We start from the raw sequence: 16622 nt of genomic DNA on the forward strand, positions 1-16622 counted from the left end.
TAAAAATACTAAGATGTTGCATTGCATCATAAACCACTTTAAGGCTTTTGTCGCAGAGCTATTCAGATGTGGTGGCGCGGAATGAAAAAAAGTGTTAAATTCATGTTTTTGTACCAATTGATCAGACATAAAAAAAGGCATCGCGAAGTTCGCCATGCCTTTTTTATTTATTCTTCGACAAATTTAATCGAATACTGGTGTCTCTACGCCCAAAATTTTATGCAGTTTTGGTGATGTAGTGGTGTACTGCATATGAATTTTCTTTTCTGGGAAAATATACGCGGCAGCACCGAATGCGGCCAAAGCAGCCTCGTGGAAGCCTGAAAGTATCAGTTTTTTCTTGCCTGGATAGGTATTGATATCACCAACCGCAAAAATACCTGGGACATTGGTTTCAAATTTCTCCGTACTCATTACTTTAAGCTGTTTGCGCTCTATGTCCAGGCCCCAATCGGCAATCGGACCAAGTTTTGGAGAGAGGCCGAAAAACACCAGTAAATCATCCAGTGGCAGGCGACGCGTAACACCGTCTGCACCAGTGACTTTGAGTTCGCTCAGTTTGTCATCTTTGGTTTCAATCCCGCTGACCTGACCGATAATAAATTGCATCTCGAAGTTGTCGCACATTTCCTTCATTTTGGCGACCGACGAAGGCGCAGCGCGAAAATCTTCACGGCGATGCAGTATCACGACCGACTCAGCCTTACCAGCCAGGGCCAAGGCCCAATCCAGAGCGGAATCGCCACCACCGCAGATCACCAGATTTTTACCTTCGAACTGGCTAGGGTTTTTTACGCGATAAAAAACTTGTGAGCCTTCGAAAGCTTCTATTCCCTCGACTTTTAATGTGCGAGGCTGGAATGAACCAACGCCGGCGGCGATGAAAATAGTTTTGGTGATGAACTTCTGTCCCAGCGAAGTTTCCAGATCAAAGCGGCCATCTTCTCTGCGCTGTACCAAAGTGACTTCTTGATTCAGATGGAAGGTAGGCTCAAATGGCTCGATTTGCTTGAGCAGGTTATCGGTCAGTTCTTGTCCTGTGCAGACTGGTACAGCAGGGATGTCGTAAATCGGTTTGTCTGGATACAGCTCTACGCATTGTCCACCGACTACTGGCAGAGAATCAATGACGTGCGCCTTAATTTCTAGCAGTCCGAGCTCAAACACTTGAAACAGGCCTACTGGACCCGCGCCGATGATGACGGCATCGGCATCAATAACTTGTGTAGCACTTGTTTGTTTATTTTCCATACGACTTGGTATTCCTGGTAAAAAAAATCGGCGAAGATTAACGCGCCAGATATTGCAATTTGTCTTGTACGTCTTTCCAGTCGTCTGCATCCGGCAGAGGAGTGGTAGTTTTTGTGATGGACGGCCAGTTGCGTGTTAAGTCAGCGTTGATCTTGATGAACTGCTGCTGATTGGCAGGCACATCTTCTTCAGCGTAAATCGCATTGACTGGACATTCGGCGACGCATACGGCGCAATCTATGCATTCATCTGGATCGATGATCAGGAAATTTGGACCTGCGCGGAAGCAGTCCACCGGGCATACATCCACACAATCGGTATAGCGGCAACGGATGCAAGATTCGGTCACAACGTGGGTCATAACAGGCCTATCTTCAAAAAAACGGGGTATTGGGCACAGCCATCATTACGTCAATAGCTGCAAAGCCCTGTATTTTAAGGTAATTTTACGCAACTCACAAACGAGACTTAGATAAATTACGAATAAGCAAATGCGTTCGCACTTTTATAGGGTGATTTCGCCCCTACCTCTACTTATCTGCGAATTTTAGCGCAATCAGATGATAGCGCGCATTGATGTAAATCTAAATGAAGGTCTTCGCGTGAAATTTTTTTGTCGACATTAGAAAAAATTTGTTTGTCGTTGTGCAACTTTAGCGTCTATGATGCTGAGCTACTCATTATTCACTACCATGCATTAGCTAGCTTCGACGTTATCCAAACTTGACCGTGCAGCTCAAAACTAACATATGACGATAATAACGAAACTCATTACTTGCAATAAGCAGTTGCCGCAGTCTTTGCTGCTGATCTTACTCAGTCTTTTCGCTAGTGCGGCGCAAGCGAGTGATTTAGATGGTGCGCGGTTGTCGGTGTGGTTCGCGTCTCCATTTGTGGGCTTGTTATTGAGTATCGCTTTGCTGCCGCTCTTGCTGCCGAAATTATGGCACCAGCACTTTGGGAAAATTGCAGCAGGGTGGGGACTGATGTTTATTTTACCGTGCGCGCTGCAATTTGGCTCGGAAGCGGTCTTGCTATTGATTAGTCACACTCTGTTTGCCGAATATTTTCCTTTCATTATCTTGCTGTCGACCTTGTTTGTGGTGGCCGGTGGCATTTGTGTTCATGGAAATTTACACGGCACCCCAGAGCTAAATGTGTTTTTGCTGGCGTTAGGAACTGCCTTGGCCAGCATTATGGGAACGACTGGTGCCGCCATGTTAATGGTGCGCCCTTTGATACGTGCCAATGATAATCGTCAGCATGTGCAGCATGTGATCGTGTTCTTTATTTTTTTAGTGGCCAATGCCGGCGGCGCCTTGACGCCCCTGGGCGATCCACCGCTATTTTTAGGTTACCTGCAAGGGGTAGACTTTTTGTGGACACTGAAGCACCTTAGCGCGCACACCTTGTTTCTTTGCTCTAGTCTACTGGTGATATTTTATGCCTTGGATAAGTATTATTTTCATCACAGAGAGGAAGAGTTGCCAGTTCGACTTGATCCTACGCCCGATTCGGCTATCCGTATCGAGGGCAAGTGGAACTTTGCCTTATTGGCTCTGGTGGTCGCATTAGTGTTAATGAGTGGAGCATGGAAACCTGGCGTTAGCTTTGCTTTATTCGGCGTAAAGCTGGAATTGCAGAATGTTTTGCGCGATGTAGGCTTGTTGTTGGTGTTGGTGATTTCACTGAAGTTGGTGCCAGATGGCGCGCCTGCGCGCGAAGGGAATGAGTTTTCCTGGGCGCCGATAAGCGAGGTGGCGAAATTATTTGCGGCTATCTTCCTGACGATTATCCCGGTCATCGCTATTTTAAAGGCTGGCACTTCGGGGGCTTTTTCGTGGGTGATACACGCAGTGTCAGATTCCCAGGGACAGCCGATTAATGCCATGTATTTTTGGGCTAGCGGCGTATTGTCTTCATTTTTGGATAATGCTCCGACCTATCTGGTATTTTTCAATACCGCGGGCGGTGATGCAAGTGCACTGATGGGACCGATGGCAGGCACGTTGGCGGCAATTTCCTGCGGGTCGGTCTTTATGGGGGCGATGAGTTACATCGGCAACGCCCCGAATATGATGGTTAAATCGATTGCCGAGCAGCGTGGCATCGCGATGCCTTCCTTCTTCGCTTATATGAGTTGGTCTTGCGGTATTTTGTTGCCCTTGTTTGCTTTAATGACCCTGCTGTTTTTTAAATAGAGCTATGAATCTACTCACAAAGAAACCCGCAATTTTAGTCGCACGCGCGATTTTTCCAGAGACGCTGGAGCGCTTGGCGGAGCACTTCGAGCTAGAGACGAACCAAGATGATGTGATCTTTACGCCACAAGAACTAGCCGCTAAATTACACGGCAAGCAGGGCCTATTGTGTACTGGCAGTGGGCGTATCGATGCGCCCTTGTTAGCGCAGACACCTAGTCTAAAGATGGTGGCAAATATGGCGGTTGGTTACGACAACATTGATCTGGCGGCCTGCACCTTGCATCAAGTCATGGCCAGCAATACCCCGGATGTATTAAATCAAACCACGGCCGATTTTGCCTGGGCGTTGCTGATGGCGACGGCGCGTAGAATCACCGAAGCCGAGCACTATTTGCGGGCGGGAAAATGGGATAAGTGGAGTTACGATGCCTTTCTCGGCGCCGATTTGCATGGCGCGACCTTAGGGATACTGGGTATGGGCAGAATAGGGCAAGCCATTGCGCGCCGCTCTATCGGGTTTGAGATGCAAGTGCTGTATCACAATCGTTCTCGCTTAAGTCCGGAGCAAGAGAGTTACGCCAACCATGCGCAGTATGTTAGCAAGCAAGAATTGCTAACTAGGGCCGATCATCTGATCCTCATTTTGCCGTATTCGGCGTCTACCCATCACGCTATCGGTCCTGCCGAATTGGATCTGATGCAGCCAACCGCGACATTGGTCAATGTGGCGCGCGGCGGTATCGTTGACGATGCGGCTTTGATCGCGGCTTTACGCCAGAAAAAAATAGCTGCGGCTGGTCTGGATGTGTTTGAAGGCGAGCCGAAATTAAACCCTGATTTTCTGACTTTGGAGAATGTGGTCTTGACCCCGCATATTGCCAGTGCCTCGGCAGCGACGCGGCGCGCGATGGCAAACTGTGCTGCGGATAATTTGATTGCGGCTTTAACAAATCAACAGCCACCGAATTTGCTCAATCCCGCTGTGTCTGTATAGACTTGTGATACTGGAGGGGAGTACGCAGTATTTTGCTAGGTATTGCGCATTATTCATGCGCGCTACAAAAAAATACTCCCCTTATTTCGGTATATTCGGACTAATTAGTCTTTCAGACCTTCGATTACGTCGATGTATTGCTGCATCGCCGCTTCTTGGCTAGTGCCGGATAGCGCAGCCCAGCCATCAAACTTGGCGCGTGCGACGAAATCGGTCATGCCTGGACGATCACCAGTGGCGTCGCCTGTGCTGCCTTGTTTGTACAGAGCGTAGATCTTTAGCAGCGTCATGTTGTCAGGACGTTCTGGCAAATTCTTTGAATCGATTTGGGCTTGGTTGAATTGGTCTAACAGGCTCATGGACAACTCCGGTCAAAAAGTGGAAAGGTGCTAAAGTAGCACACAAATTTGTGCTCCTATAGCAGATACTTAGAGGATGTACTCAGGCGCTACGCTTGCGCCTGAGCTTGCGCTCTGCTGTTAATGAATGGTTGGCTCGGCACCGCAGCAAGCCTTGTATTTTTTGCCGCTACCGCAAGGGCAAGGGTCATTGCGACCGACCTTAGGTGCATCGCGTTTCACTGTCGTTACGCCGGATTTGCGTAAAGGTGCCCAGAAACGGCGAATCAGCGGGATAGAAGCTTCTAATTGCAAGGATAATTGATGGCATTTTTCTGGCGTGTCGACCAATACCATCTCGTTTTCTTCTATCTCTTCGGCACCCAAGAGGTAAATATTTGTCAGTAGTGGTGCAATATCGTCCGATTCCCACGCAGCTTCCCATGCTTCTTCGCGCAATTGCATGCCTTCCCAAAATCCCCAGGCCCAGGTTTCACCATCGATGAGTTCTTTGCCGTCTTGCTCCATGACGCAAAATAGAGGCTCGAATTCTTGCGGTGCGACTTCGAAGGTAATCTGTATCTCGTTCATGAAACGGGCGATCAGATTGGAAATGCGCTGCATTTCTTTTTCGTTTTTGAACGTCGGCTCTGCCTGATCCGGTAGACCCCAGACCAGTGGCAGCCATTCTGCCATGGCAATTACCTCAGGTCCTAGCGCAATGGCGGTCAGATAGCCATGCAAGGCATCCATGGTCATGCCTTCGTCGCCCACGCGATCTGACATGAGAAATTTGTCTAGTTCGTTGAATTCTTTGTCGCTCAGAGGTTCGTCTAAATGCATGTTGGGGCTCTTAATAAAAAATACGGCTGAAATTTGAATAAGCGAAGTGTAGCGCTTTGTCCCGCTCTCGTGGGGGATTGCACGTACAATATTGCCTATGACCGAACTTTTTTCTTCCACTGCCATGCTTGCCTTGCCTGAGTCAACGCGAACCGATGATCTCGATTCTTTTGCCGAACTCAATCCAGATTGTGTACTGGACGCTCTGCATAGTGCAGGTTTTCAATGTGACGGGCGCTTGCTAGCCTTAAATAGTTACGAAAACCGCGTGTACCAGCTAGGTATGGAGGAGGGCGCGTCCCTGGTTGCGAAATTTTACCGGCCACGACGCTGGACTGATGCCGCCATTCTCGAAGAGCATGCCTTCGTCAGTGCCCTTAGTGTGGCAGAAATACCGGTGGTGCCGGCTTTAGTAGACGCAGCTGGTCAAAGTTTGCATCATTATCAGGGCTACCGCTTCTCGGTGTTTAGTCGTCAAGGAGGGCGGGCGCCTGAGTTGGATAGAGCCGATACTCTGGAATGGTTAGGGCGTTTTATCGGGCGCATCCATGCACTTGGCGCGCTTAGTCCATATCAACACAGACCGACGCTGGATATAGAAAATTTCGGACGGCAACCGGTAAAATTTTTGTTGGAACATGATTTTATTCCGCTTGATATACGACCTGCGTATCAAAGTATTACGCGCTTGTTGCTCGATGCGGTGGCCGCTTGTTTCGATAAGGCCGGTGCATACGCTGCGATCCGTCTGCATGGCGATTGCCATATGGGGAATGTCCTCTGGACCGATAGCGGAGCCCATCCTGGCCCGCATTTTGTGGATTTTGACGATAGTCGCATGGGGCCGGCCATCCAGGATTTATGGATGCTGCTATCCGGTAGTCGGGCCGAAATGACGGCGCAACTCTGTGATATTTTGGCCGGTTATGAAGATTTTTTGGATTTTGATCCTCGACAATTGCATCTGATTGAAGCCTTGCGTAGTCTGCGCCTATTGCATTATTCGGCGTGGTTGGCGCAGCGCTGGGACGATCCAGCTTTTAAACTGGCGTTTCCCTGGTTTAATACCCAGCGTTATTGGCAGGATCGGATACTCGAGTTGCGCGAGCAGTTGGCCATCATGGATGAGCCGCCATTGGTGGTTTAAGCAAATTTCATTTACTTTTTTACTTTTATCTACACATAGACACACATCATGACTCAAGACGAACTAAAACAAGCCGTAGCACAAGCCGCGATTCACTACGTGGTAGAGGGTGAGATAGTCGGCGTTGGCACTGGCTCCACTGCGAATTTTTTTATCGACGAATTAGCCAAAATAAAACACAAAATCAAGGGCGCGGTGGCCTCGTCGGAAGCAACTGCGGAGCGTCTGCGAGGGCATGGGATCGCGGTATTTGATCTCAATGAAGTCGAGGTGATGTCGGTATATATCGATGGTGCCGATGAGATTACGCCGCAAGGTGCGATGATTAAAGGCGGTGGAGCAGCATTAACGCGTGAGAAGATTGTCGCCTCAGTGGCAAAACAATTCATCTGTATAGCAGATGGCTCCAAGTTGGTGAATTTTTTAGGACGCTTCCCACTGCCGGTTGAGGTAATTCCTATGGCGCAAGCGGTGGTAGCACGTAAGTTAAATACATTTGGCGGCGAAGCGCGCCTGCGGCTCAAAGACGGTGCGCCGCTGCTCACGGATAATGGCAATTACATCATTGATATGCATGGATTGCAGATTGAAGATCCGATTGCCTTAGAAGCTGAAATCAATAATATCGTCGGTGTCGTGACGGTGGGCTTGTTTGCTAAGCAGGGTGCTGATGTGTGTTTGCTGGGCACTGCCGAGGGCGTCAAGACCTTAACGTTTTAAGTCATTCTAGTTATGTTAAACGGCCGCGAGCATGTAAGTGCTCGCGGTTTTTTAATGGGCGGAACACTTATTTGTGACGTCCGAGTTTTAAATAAAGTTAAATTTCTCACTGCTTATTGATTTTTCGCAAACTGTTGTCGAAATTGCTGCCTTTATAGAATAAAATACAATGCGAAAAATGCACTTTATTTAGTCTTGCCTGGCTAGTCTAAAAATCTGCTTTTCATTTCTTAACCCCGGCTCGACTGACTGAACGCTGCGTTGCCTTGTTTTTCGCTTCAGTGCTGTGCGATGTCTATTTAATATAGAGGAACACATGAAACAATATGGCGCGGAATTTATAGGGACCTTCTGGTTGGTGTTGGGTGGCTGTGGTAGTGCCGTACTGGCGGCTGCTTTCCCCGCTTTGGGTATAGGTTTGCACGGAGTTTCACTAGCTTTTGGTTTGACCGTGTTGACGATGGCGTACGCGATTGGTCATATTTCAGGTTGCCATCTTAATCCCGCCGTTTCTATAGGATTATGGGCGGGTGGCCGTTTTCCGGCGAATAAACTTCTACCTTATATCGTGGCGCAGGTCGCTGGTGGTATCGTTGCTGGCGGCGTCCTGTATCTGATTGCTAGTGGTAAGGCCGATTTTACCCTCAAGGCGTTTGCCTCGAATGGCTATGGCGAGCATTCTTTGGGCGGCTATTCCATGCAAGCGGCCTTGATTACGGAAGTCGTGATGACCATGATGTTTCTGTTTATCATCATGGGCGCAACGGATCATCGTGCACCTCAAGGTTTTGCACCTATCGCGATCGGCCTGGGTTTGACCTTAATCCATTTGATTAGTATTCCTGTTACCGGCACCTCGGTGAATCCTGCCCGTAGCACTGGCGTAGCTGTGTATGTCGGAGGCTGGGCGGTAGAGCAGCTTTGGTTGTTCTGGCTGGCACCGATCGTGGGCGCGGTTTTGGGTGCTGTTACTTATAAGGCGATTGCTTCCGAGTAAAATGTTTTGGCGTTTTGCCTATGCTTGCAATGAAGGAATTTGTCGTGTTGGCCGTGTGCTGAAATGGGTTTGATAGAAAACTCACTTCAGCGTACGGTCTTTTCTGTTTACGGTTTGGTTTTAAATTTAAGCTGGTTTTGATCTAAATTGATGCATTGCATCATGAGAGAAGCTATCCTATAGGCTTCCCCACCCTTATCCTTAGACCAATATGACCAATCCTGCGCTTACCTCTGAAGAAATCATTGCATCGACTCAAGACTGGCTGGAAAAAGCCGTGATTGGTCTCAATCTTTGCCCGTTTGCCAAAGCGGTTCACATCAAGCAGCAAGTTCGTTATTTTGTCAGCCTCGCGACCACACCAGAAGAGCTATTGCAAGACTTGATACGTGAATTGGAAGTGTTGGCCGAAGCGAATTCCGAAAAAACAGAAACCACCTTATTAATCCATCCGCATGCGCTGACTGATTTTTTGGATTACAACGAGTTCTTGGATATTGCCGATGCCGCCTTGGAAGACCTGGATCTGGACGGCATCTTGCAAGTGGCTAGTTTCCATCCAGATTATCAGTTTGCCGACACGGAGGCCGATGACATAGAAAACTTCACCAACCGCTCGCCGTTCCCAACGCTACATCTGTTGCGCGAAGAAAGTATCGATAAAGCCGTGCAGGCCTTCCCGGAAGCGGATGATATCTATGAGAAAAATATGCAAACCTTGCGCGAATTAGGTTTGGATGGCTGGAAGAAATTATTCCCTGCGCGAGTTTAAAGCTGATTTTTTTCTTTGAATTTGATTTGCATTAATTCTTAACGCAGTCGCATTACTTTGTCGCCTGATTGCAAAATAATGCATGGTCTTTAATGTTTATCCGGGATAAATCTGCTTGAGCTATAAGTATTTAAGAACTTTTGTTCGGAACAAGCTATCAAATTTTTATATCCTTATAGCATGAAGTAATTTGTAAAATTATTTTTATAATTTCTACTTTTTGTTTTTTTGTGATCGTATTTATTCGCATACTAGGTGGGGGTATATTTTTTATCGCACGCCGTTACTGCGCAAACGAGCATATTTTTTAATATACCCCGTAATTAATCTTATTCTCACAAATTGATGTGCCCCTCAATATTTTTAGACTGGAAAATGGATTGAAAAATAGTTTTCATAATTTTCTATATTGTCGATGAAAAATTAAGCAGCTTGCGCGAAAAATCCCTTTTCGTTTGATTTTACTGCTTAAATTTTAAGCAGTGCCGCCTTGTTATTTTGCGTAGCAGCATGTAGAGTAATAGGTTGATTTAACGCTTTTTTCACCTTTGTCCTCTACCGATTCTCAAATTCTATGGCTTTAATTGTCCACAAATACGGCGGTACTTCGATGGGCTCCACTGAGCGCATTAAAAACGTCGCAAAACGCGTCGCAAAATGGCATGACGCCGGCCACCAAATCGTGGTGGTGCCTTCTGCAATGTCTGGCGAGACCAATCGCATTATCGCGCTCGCTAAAGAAATTATGCCTGAGCCTGATCCGCGTGAACTGGACGCAATCGCTGCTACCGGCGAACAAGTTTCGGTTGGTTTGCTGGCGATGGCATTGCTGGCGATTGGCAAGCAAGCGGTTTCATATGCTGGCTGGCAAGTGGCAATCAAGACCGATTCTTCGCACACAAAGGCGCGCATCTCGTCTATTGATGACGCTAAGGTTAGGGCTGATCTGGATGCTGGGAAGATCGTTATTATTACCGGCTTTCAGGGGGTTGACGAGTGCGGTAACGTCACGACCTTAGGCCGTGGCGGTTCGGATACTTCGGCGGTGGCGATTGCTGCGGCTTTGAAGGCGCAAGAGTGCATGATATTTACCGATGTCGATGGTGTCTACACCACGGATCCACGGGTTGTAACGGATGCGCGCCGTTTGAAAACAGTCACTTTCGAAGAAATGCTGGAGATGGCTTCTTTGGGCTCGAAAGTATTGCAAATCCGTTCGGTCGAGTTTGCCGGTAACTACCGCATGCCAACCCGCGTACTGTCGTCATTGACAGACCCATTAATGCCGCTGGAAGAAGAAGCCAGCTCCGGCACACTGATTTCGTTTGAGGAAGATACACACATGGAACAAGCTACCATCACAGGCATCGCGTTTAACCGTGACGAGGCAAAGATCACCGTTTTTGGCGTACCAGACAAGCCAGGTATTGCGTATCAAATTCTCGGTCCTATCGCCGACGCAAATATCGAAGTCGACATGATCATCCAGAACCAGTCGGTAGATGGTAAGACTGACTTTACCTTCACGGTGCCGCGCGGTGAATATAATAAGGCGATGGAAGTATTGAGTGGCGATGTGAAAGAGCACATCTCTACTGGCAGTATCATTGGCGATCCAAAAGTCTCTAAAGTATCTGTGGTCGGTGTCGGTATGCGTAGTCACGTCGGTATTGCGTCGCAAATGTTCCGCACTTTGTCTGAAGAGGGCATTAACATTCAGATGATTTCTACTTCTGAGATCAAAATTTCGGTTCTTATCGACGAAAAATATATGGAGTTGGCGGTACGGTCGCTGCATAAGGCTTTTGGTCTGGAGTCGGCTGAGACCAATTAATTCTGGTTTGATAAAATTATTCATTCGCTGATCTTGACAAAGATTGATCGACTAGCTATAATTTTTATCTTAATTGTTGCCAAGAACGATTGGTTGCAATAGTGTGGAGATGTGGCCGAGTGGCCGAAGGCACTTCCCTGCTAAGGAAGCATTTGGGCTTAACCCCGAATCGTGAGTTCGAATCTCACCATCTCCTCCAGTAAAGATTTATGCCCGCGCAAGCGGGCATTTTCTTTTCCGCTAGACTATTTGTAGCTGAAAATTTTAAATTTGCGTGTTGCATTATTAGGGGTAGCGCAAGGAATGAAATAAAATGCAAAGTGATTTCTGATTAGTCTTTTTTTGTCACAACTGGCAAGCGGAAATTACCTAAAACTCGATGGATGTTGTACTTGAGCATATTCTTAGGTATTTTGAATCTGTTCCTTGAAAATAACTTCTTAATCGCCTATTGTGCAATGCACCAATGTCAATAAGGTGTTCACTTGTCTACACAACACACAAAAAGCAGCCTCGCTGCACTCACCGTTGCTGCTGTCGGTATCGTTTATGGCGATATCGGTACAAGTCCTCTCTACACAATGAAAGAAGTTTTTTCAAAAGAGCATGGTCTTCCGCTAAATGAAGCGAATATATTTGGCATTGTTTCTTTAATACTATGGGGTCTATTCGTCATAGTTGCGATTAAGTACGTCACATTGATTTTAAGGGCCGATAATCGCGGCGAGGGCGGTATTATGGCGCTGACTGCGATGGCACTTGAATCCGTGGGTAGGACTTCTCGATGGCATTTTTCCTTGTTTGTGTTGGGGCTATTTGGAGCGGCACTTTTTTACGGGGATGGCGTCATTACCCCTGCAATTTCGGTCTTGTCCGCCATTGAAGGATTGGAATTGGCAACTCCGGCATTTACTCCTTACGTCGTTCCTATCACTTTGTTTGTACTAATCGCATTGTATGCAGTTCAGAGCAAAGGCTCTGCCAGCATTGGCAAATGGTTTGGCCCAATTATGCTGATATGGTTTTTTTTGCTGGCAGCGATGGGGTTATATAACATCTTCAAATTGCCTGCAATTCTCGGTGCATTAAATCCTTGGCACGCATTTCATTTCTTAATGGAATATCGCTGGTTGGCATTTTTGGCTTTGGGTGCTGTTGTATTGGCGTTTACTGGAGCCGAGGCTTTATATGCCGATATGGGACATTTTGGGCGCAGACCTATACGTATGGCGTGGTTTATGATCGTGTTTCCGGCTTTGGGGCTCAACTACCTTGGGCAGGGTGCTTTGCTCATAGGTAATCCTGCAGCTGTCAGTAATCCGTTTTATCAACAACTAGGTGCGTGGAGTGTTTATCCGTTGGTAATTCTTTCTACCATTGCGACGGTCATCGCCTCTCAGGCGACAATATCCGGAACATTCTCCATGACCAAACAGGCTATTTCTTTAGGCTTTTTACCAAGAATGAAGATTATCCACACATCGTCTAATGAAATTGGCCAAATTTATATTCCAGTAGTGAATTGGTTGCAATTAGTAGTTGTTGTTGGTGCCGTGGTGGGATTTGGTTCTTCGTCTAATCTCGCCTCCGCCTACGGTATTGCAGTGACGGGCACAATGCTCGTGACCTCTTTGTTGACATTCTTTGTGATTCGTTATGGCTGGAAATACAACCCTCTACTTTGTTTTGTTGCGACCGGTTTTTTCCTTGTGATCGACCTCGCGTTTTTCTCGGCGAATGCTTTAAAATTTTTCCATGGCGGCTGGTTTCCGGTTGTGCTCGGAATTATCATGTTCACAGTCATGGTCACCTGGAGACGAGGGCGAGAGTTGGTTTTTGACAACTTGAAAAAACACGCTATCCCGCTTGAGGAGTTTTTGCAGTCTTTATTTGTTTCAGCGCCAGTGCGCGTAGCTGGCACCGCAGTATTTTTACGCGGCGAGGCGGATGGTGTTCCACACGCTTTACTCCATAATTTATCTCATAATAAAGTTCTGCATGAGCGCGTTGTTTTCTTGACTTTGCATAATAAAGAGATACCTTGGGTACCATTTTCTGAACGTATTAAGGTCACTGATTTGGGTAATTCCTGTTATCAGATCGATGTTTCTTATGGTTTTAAAAATGAACCTGATATTCCTAATGTATTGGCGCTGTGTGAGCCGCATGGTTTGCTGTTTGAGCCTATGGAGACCTCGTATTTCATTTCTCGCCAAACTATCATCTCTACACCAGGTAGTGGCATGGCCAGATGGCGTGAGGGTTTATTCGTGGCGATGTCACGCAATGCACGCGATGCGGCGGATTACTATCAAATTCCAAGTAATCGCGTGATCGAGGTCGGTGCGCAAGTTGAGATTTGAAAATTGAGTAAAAGTCGCGATTAAGGCTTATAAAACCTGAATAGCTGTGCTATAATTTTGTTTTTCGCGGCTGTAGCTCAGCTGGATAGAGTACTTGGCTACGAACCAAGGGGTCGTGGGTTCGATTCCTGCCAGCCGCACCAGAATATAGGGACTAGATGAAAATCTAGTCCCTTTTTTCTTTTGTGTGTGACCAAAATATCGGCTTGTATTTAGTCTTGCCGCATTCTTCGCCATCTTTCTTCTCATCGGCCCAGCATTTGCATGGTTTGCCGGTCGTTTCATTTTCGTCCCTAGTTCTTTCGGCTAATCTCCCCATCCTTTTGCCGTAGCCATGCAGTCCTTACGGGGAATTTCTATCTAGTCCAGCTCTCCTTATCCTGTCAGTACTGATAAAAGCAAAAGGAGTTGATCATGGCAAGTCAAAGCAAGGCCTATTCGGTACTGGCGTCCAGTACCTTGGCGTTCACCGTCTGTTTTACCATCTGGATGATGTTTGGCGTGATAGGCATCCCTATTAAAGCAGCCTTACATCTGAACGAAACCCAGTTCGGCTTACTCACTGCAATGCCGGTGCTGACTGGTTCCCTGATACGGGTGCCATTAGGGATTTGGACAGATAGGTTCGGCGGCCGTATCGTTTTATTTCTACTGATGCTGTCGACCGTCATTCCTATGTATTTGATTAGTTACGCCACCGAATACTGGCATTTCCTGGTTCTGGGCCTATTCGTAGGACTGGCAGGCGGTTCTTTTTCTGTCGGTACGCCGTATGTTGCTCGCTGGTTTAAAAAAGATAGGCAAGGCCTGGCGATGGGGATTTTCGGTGCGGGTAACTCTGGTGCCGCTGTGAATAAATTCATCGCGCCGGTATTGATTGCGGCGGCTGGCTGGACTCTGGTACCGAAAGTCTATGCGGTCATGATGCTCTCCGCCGCTTTGATCTTTTGGCTGTTTTCGTCCACCGATCCAGTGCATAACGTGAAATCGAATATCAGTTTTATGGCGCAACTGAAAATGCTGAAAGATCCGAAAGTTTGGCGCTATTGCCAATATTACTCTGTGGTATTTGGCGGTTATGTTGGTCTCAGTTTGTGGATGGTGAAGTATTACGTTACTGAATACGGTTTCGATATTAAGAGTGCTGCATTGTTGGCTGCCTGCTTCTCGCTGCCTGGTGGTGTGTTGCGCGCTTTCGGTGGTTGGTTAGCTGATAAGTATGGTGCTTACAAGGTGACGTGGTGGGTCATGTGGGTCTGTTGGATTGCCTTCTTCTTATTGTCGTATCCGCAAACTGATTTCACGATTAAGACAGTGAACGGCCTGCAAAATTTTCATATCAGTCTTACTCCCGTGGTGTTTACCTCCTTGCTGTTTGTGGTCGGCATCGCGATGGCGGTTGGTAAGGCATCGGTATTTAAATTCATCTCTGACGACTATAGCCACAACATTGGTGCAGTTTCGGGCGTGGTTGGTTTAGCGGGTGGTTTGGGTGGTTTTGTCTTGCCTATTATGTTTGGCGCGATGGTGGACATTACCGGTGTGCGCAGCTCTTGCTTCATGCTCTTGTATGGCAGCGTTTGTGTCTCTTTAGTATGGATGCACTTCCAGTTTAAGAATGAAGCGATGGCGCAAACGAAATCACTGGCAGCGGCTTAATTGGCCCACATAAAATTCTAAAAGGAGTATTGAAATGAGTCATGTATTGACGAAATGGGAGCCGGAAAATACCGAGTTCTGGAGCAAAGAAGGTAGTGCCATCGCGAATCGAAATTTATGGATTTCAATTCCCGCTCTGATGTTGGCATTTTCGGTATGGATGTTATGGAGTGTGGTGGCGGCCAATCTGGATAAGGCCGGATTTAAATTTAGCAAGGATCAGTTATTTTTTCTGACTGCATTGCCGGCCTTGTCTGGCGCCACCTTGCGTATTTTTTATTCTTTCCTGATCCCTATTTTTGGTGGTCGTAAATGGACCGCAATTTCTACCGCTAGTTTATTGATTCCCGCCATCGGTATGGGGTTTGCGTTGCAAGATCCAAGGACTAGTTATTCGACTTTATTGATCCTAGCCTTGTTGTGCGGCCTGGGTGGGGGTAATTTTAGTTCAAGCATGTCGAATATCAGTTTTTTCTTCCCAAAATCACGCAAGGGTTACGCCACCGGTATGAACGCCGGTATCGGTAATCTGGGTGTGTCGGTGGTGCAGTTTGTGGCACCGCTGGCGATTTCTTCCGCCATGTTCGGCGTGGCGATTTCTGGCGATGGTTTTCTGTTTCATAACGCCAAAACTGGCGTTGACAAAATGTTTTGGCTAGCGAATGCCGGCTTTATCTGGGTGCCTTTCATCGTTGCAGCGACGCTGGCCGCCTGGTTCGGCATGAATGATATCGCTTCGGCCAAGGCTTCTTTTGCCGATCAGGCTGTGATTTTCAAACGCAAACACAATTGGTTGATGTGCTGGTTGTATCTCGGAACTTTTGGCTCTTTTATTGGTTTTTCTGCTGGCTTTGCGATGCTGATCAAGGCGCAGTTCCCTGAAGTTGATGTCACCAGATTTGCTTTTCTTGGTCCTTTGGCCGGTGCCCTGGCGCGTCCTATCGGCGGTATCTTGTCGGATAAGCTAGGCGGTGCGCGTTTGACGTTCTGGGTGTTTGCGGCGATGGTAGCGACCATCTTGATAGGTATTTTGCCGGCCTTACACGATCATCAGTTCATGATGTTTTTAGGATCGTTTATCGGTATGTTCATCCTGACTGGGCTCGGTAACGGCTCTACCTTCTGCATGATCCCTATCATTTTTCAGACCGAGAGAGAGCGCGCAGTGTTTGGTAAAGGCGAGCCGGCAATCAAGCAGGCACGTCTGGATGCGGCTAAAGAATCGGCTGCGGTCTTAGGTTTTTCCGGCGCTATCGGCGCTTACGGCGGTTTCTTTATTCCGCAAAGTTTTGGTACCTCGATCAAGATGACTGGCGCGCCGGACATGGCCTTGTTCATCTTTATCGGTTTTTATGTCAGTTGCATGGCTATCACCTGGTGGTATTACTCGCGTAAAGGTGCCGAGTTGCCCTGCTAAGTATCCCAAGCAGACCCAACAACCTCCGCAAGGAGGTTTTTTTATGCATGCCGCCAGCGCGCATATTCCATGCGCCTTTCAGG

The 16622-nt window shown here is 47.4% G+C and carries 14 protein-coding genes and 2 tRNA genes; 12 read left to right on the top strand and 4 right to left on the bottom strand.

Annotation, left to right across the window (positions count from 1 at the left end; all coding sequences use genetic code 11):
- Positions 1 to 183: 183 nt before the first annotated feature.
- Together ACO0K8_RS02615 and fdxA are read right to left on the bottom strand one after the other, a co-directional pair.
- Complete coding sequence (locus ACO0K8_RS02615; RefSeq protein ID WP_422945060.1) at positions 184 to 1251, bottom strand: NAD(P)/FAD-dependent oxidoreductase; 1068 nt, start codon at positions 1249 to 1251, stop codon at positions 184 to 186.
- A gap of 37 nt (positions 1252 to 1288) precedes the next feature.
- Entirely contained in the window at positions 1289 to 1612 is a 324-nt protein-coding gene (fdxA, locus tag ACO0K8_RS02620; protein ID WP_422945061.1) for a ferredoxin FdxA, read from the bottom strand.
- Positions 1613 to 2000: 388 nt separating this feature from the next.
- Between fdxA and ACO0K8_RS02625 the strand changes: the two genes are divergently transcribed.
- Both ACO0K8_RS02625 and ACO0K8_RS02630 read left to right on the top strand, forming a co-directional pair.
- Positions 2001 to 3452: a sodium:proton antiporter gene (locus ACO0K8_RS02625; RefSeq protein WP_422945062.1), complete on the top strand. Its 1452-nt coding sequence runs from the start codon at positions 2001 to 2003 to the stop codon at positions 3450 to 3452.
- 4 nt (positions 3453 to 3456) lie between these two features.
- On the top strand, positions 3457 to 4449 hold the full coding sequence (locus ACO0K8_RS02630; RefSeq protein WP_422945063.1) for a 2-hydroxyacid dehydrogenase: 993 nt from the start codon (positions 3457 to 3459) through the stop codon (positions 4447 to 4449).
- A gap of 104 nt (positions 4450 to 4553) precedes the next feature.
- On the opposite strand, the gene ACO0K8_RS02635 is transcribed toward ACO0K8_RS02630, so the two are convergent.
- Both ACO0K8_RS02635 and ACO0K8_RS02640 read right to left on the bottom strand, forming a co-directional pair.
- A complete protein-coding gene (locus tag ACO0K8_RS02635) occupies positions 4554 to 4808 on the bottom strand; it encodes an acyl-CoA-binding protein (protein ID WP_422945064.1) in 255 nt (84 codons plus the stop codon).
- Between the two features lie 120 nt (positions 4809 to 4928).
- Entirely contained in the window at positions 4929 to 5630 is a 702-nt protein-coding gene (locus ACO0K8_RS02640; RefSeq protein WP_422945065.1) for a UPF0149 family protein, read from the bottom strand.
- 124 nt (positions 5631 to 5754) lie between these two features.
- On the opposite strand from ACO0K8_RS02640, the gene ACO0K8_RS02645 reads away from it, so the two are divergent.
- From ACO0K8_RS02645 to ACO0K8_RS02690, 10 genes are all read left to right on the top strand, one after another.
- Positions 5755 to 6777: a serine/threonine protein kinase gene (locus ACO0K8_RS02645; protein ID WP_422945846.1), complete on the top strand. Its 1023-nt coding sequence runs from the start codon at positions 5755 to 5757 to the stop codon at positions 6775 to 6777.
- 48 nt (positions 6778 to 6825) lie between these two features.
- Positions 6826 to 7497 carry a ribose-5-phosphate isomerase RpiA gene (gene rpiA, locus ACO0K8_RS02650; RefSeq protein WP_422945066.1) on the top strand — a complete coding sequence of 224 codons (672 nt, stop codon included), beginning with the start codon at positions 6826 to 6828 and terminating at the stop codon, positions 7495 to 7497.
- Positions 7498 to 7813: 316 nt separating this feature from the next.
- On the top strand, positions 7814 to 8494 hold the full coding sequence (gene aqpZ / locus ACO0K8_RS02655) for an aquaporin Z (protein ID WP_422945067.1): 681 nt from the start codon (positions 7814 to 7816) through the stop codon (positions 8492 to 8494).
- Between the two features lie 211 nt (positions 8495 to 8705).
- A complete protein-coding gene (locus ACO0K8_RS02660) occupies positions 8706 to 9266 on the top strand; it encodes a DUF1415 domain-containing protein (protein WP_422945068.1) in 561 nt (186 codons plus the stop codon).
- 574 nt (positions 9267 to 9840) lie between these two features.
- Entirely contained in the window at positions 9841 to 11100 is a 1260-nt protein-coding gene (locus tag ACO0K8_RS02665) for an aspartate kinase (protein WP_422945069.1), read from the top strand.
- Between the two features lie 105 nt (positions 11101 to 11205).
- Positions 11206 to 11299, top strand: a tRNA-Ser gene (locus ACO0K8_RS02670).
- Between the two features lie 286 nt (positions 11300 to 11585).
- Positions 11586 to 13463 carry a potassium transporter Kup gene (locus ACO0K8_RS02675; RefSeq protein WP_422945070.1) on the top strand — a complete coding sequence of 626 codons (1878 nt, stop codon included), beginning with the start codon at positions 11586 to 11588 and terminating at the stop codon, positions 13461 to 13463.
- Positions 13464 to 13529: 66 nt separating this feature from the next.
- Positions 13530 to 13606 (top strand) — tRNA-Arg (locus ACO0K8_RS02680).
- 271 nt (positions 13607 to 13877) lie between these two features.
- Positions 13878 to 15122, top strand: coding sequence for an MFS transporter (locus ACO0K8_RS02685; protein ID WP_422945071.1), 1245 nt, complete (start codon positions 13878 to 13880; stop codon positions 15120 to 15122).
- 34 nt (positions 15123 to 15156) lie between these two features.
- The gene (locus ACO0K8_RS02690) at positions 15157 to 16539 is read left to right on the top strand and encodes a NarK family nitrate/nitrite MFS transporter (RefSeq protein ID WP_422945072.1); all 1383 of its coding nucleotides are present in this window, start codon (positions 15157 to 15159) and stop codon (positions 16537 to 16539) included.
- Positions 16540 to 16622: the final 83 nt, after the last annotated feature.

The organism is Undibacterium sp. Ren11W (assembly GCF_049340485.1).
Classification (GTDB): Bacteria; Pseudomonadota; Gammaproteobacteria; order Burkholderiales; family Burkholderiaceae_D; genus Undibacterium.

Coding starts and splice junctions, on each gene's coding strand:
- ACO0K8_RS02645 (WP_422945846.1), top strand. CDS start 5,755: ATGCTTGCCTTGCCTGAGTCAACGCGAACCGATGATCTCGATTCTTTT.
- ACO0K8_RS02635 (WP_422945064.1), bottom strand. CDS start 4,808: ATGAGCCTGTTAGACCAATTCAACCAAGCCCAAATCGATTCAAAGAAT.
- ACO0K8_RS02630 (WP_422945063.1), top strand. CDS start 3,457: ATGAATCTACTCACAAAGAAACCCGCAATTTTAGTCGCACGCGCGATT.
- aqpZ (WP_422945067.1), top strand. CDS start 7,814: ATGAAACAATATGGCGCGGAATTTATAGGGACCTTCTGGTTGGTGTTG.
- ACO0K8_RS02690 (WP_422945072.1), top strand. CDS start 15,157: ATGAGTCATGTATTGACGAAATGGGAGCCGGAAAATACCGAGTTCTGG.
- ACO0K8_RS02685 (WP_422945071.1), top strand. CDS start 13,878: ATGGCAAGTCAAAGCAAGGCCTATTCGGTACTGGCGTCCAGTACCTTG.
- ACO0K8_RS02665 (WP_422945069.1), top strand. CDS start 9,841: ATGGCTTTAATTGTCCACAAATACGGCGGTACTTCGATGGGCTCCACT.
- ACO0K8_RS02660 (WP_422945068.1), top strand. CDS start 8,706: ATGACCAATCCTGCGCTTACCTCTGAAGAAATCATTGCATCGACTCAA.
- rpiA (WP_422945066.1), top strand. CDS start 6,826: ATGACTCAAGACGAACTAAAACAAGCCGTAGCACAAGCCGCGATTCAC.
- ACO0K8_RS02640 (WP_422945065.1), bottom strand. CDS start 5,630: ATGCATTTAGACGAACCTCTGAGCGACAAAGAATTCAACGAACTAGAC.
- fdxA (WP_422945061.1), bottom strand. CDS start 1,612: ATGACCCACGTTGTGACCGAATCTTGCATCCGTTGCCGCTATACCGAT.
- ACO0K8_RS02625 (WP_422945062.1), top strand. CDS start 2,001: ATGACGATAATAACGAAACTCATTACTTGCAATAAGCAGTTGCCGCAG.
- ACO0K8_RS02615 (WP_422945060.1), bottom strand. CDS start 1,251: ATGGAAAATAAACAAACAAGTGCTACACAAGTTATTGATGCCGATGCC.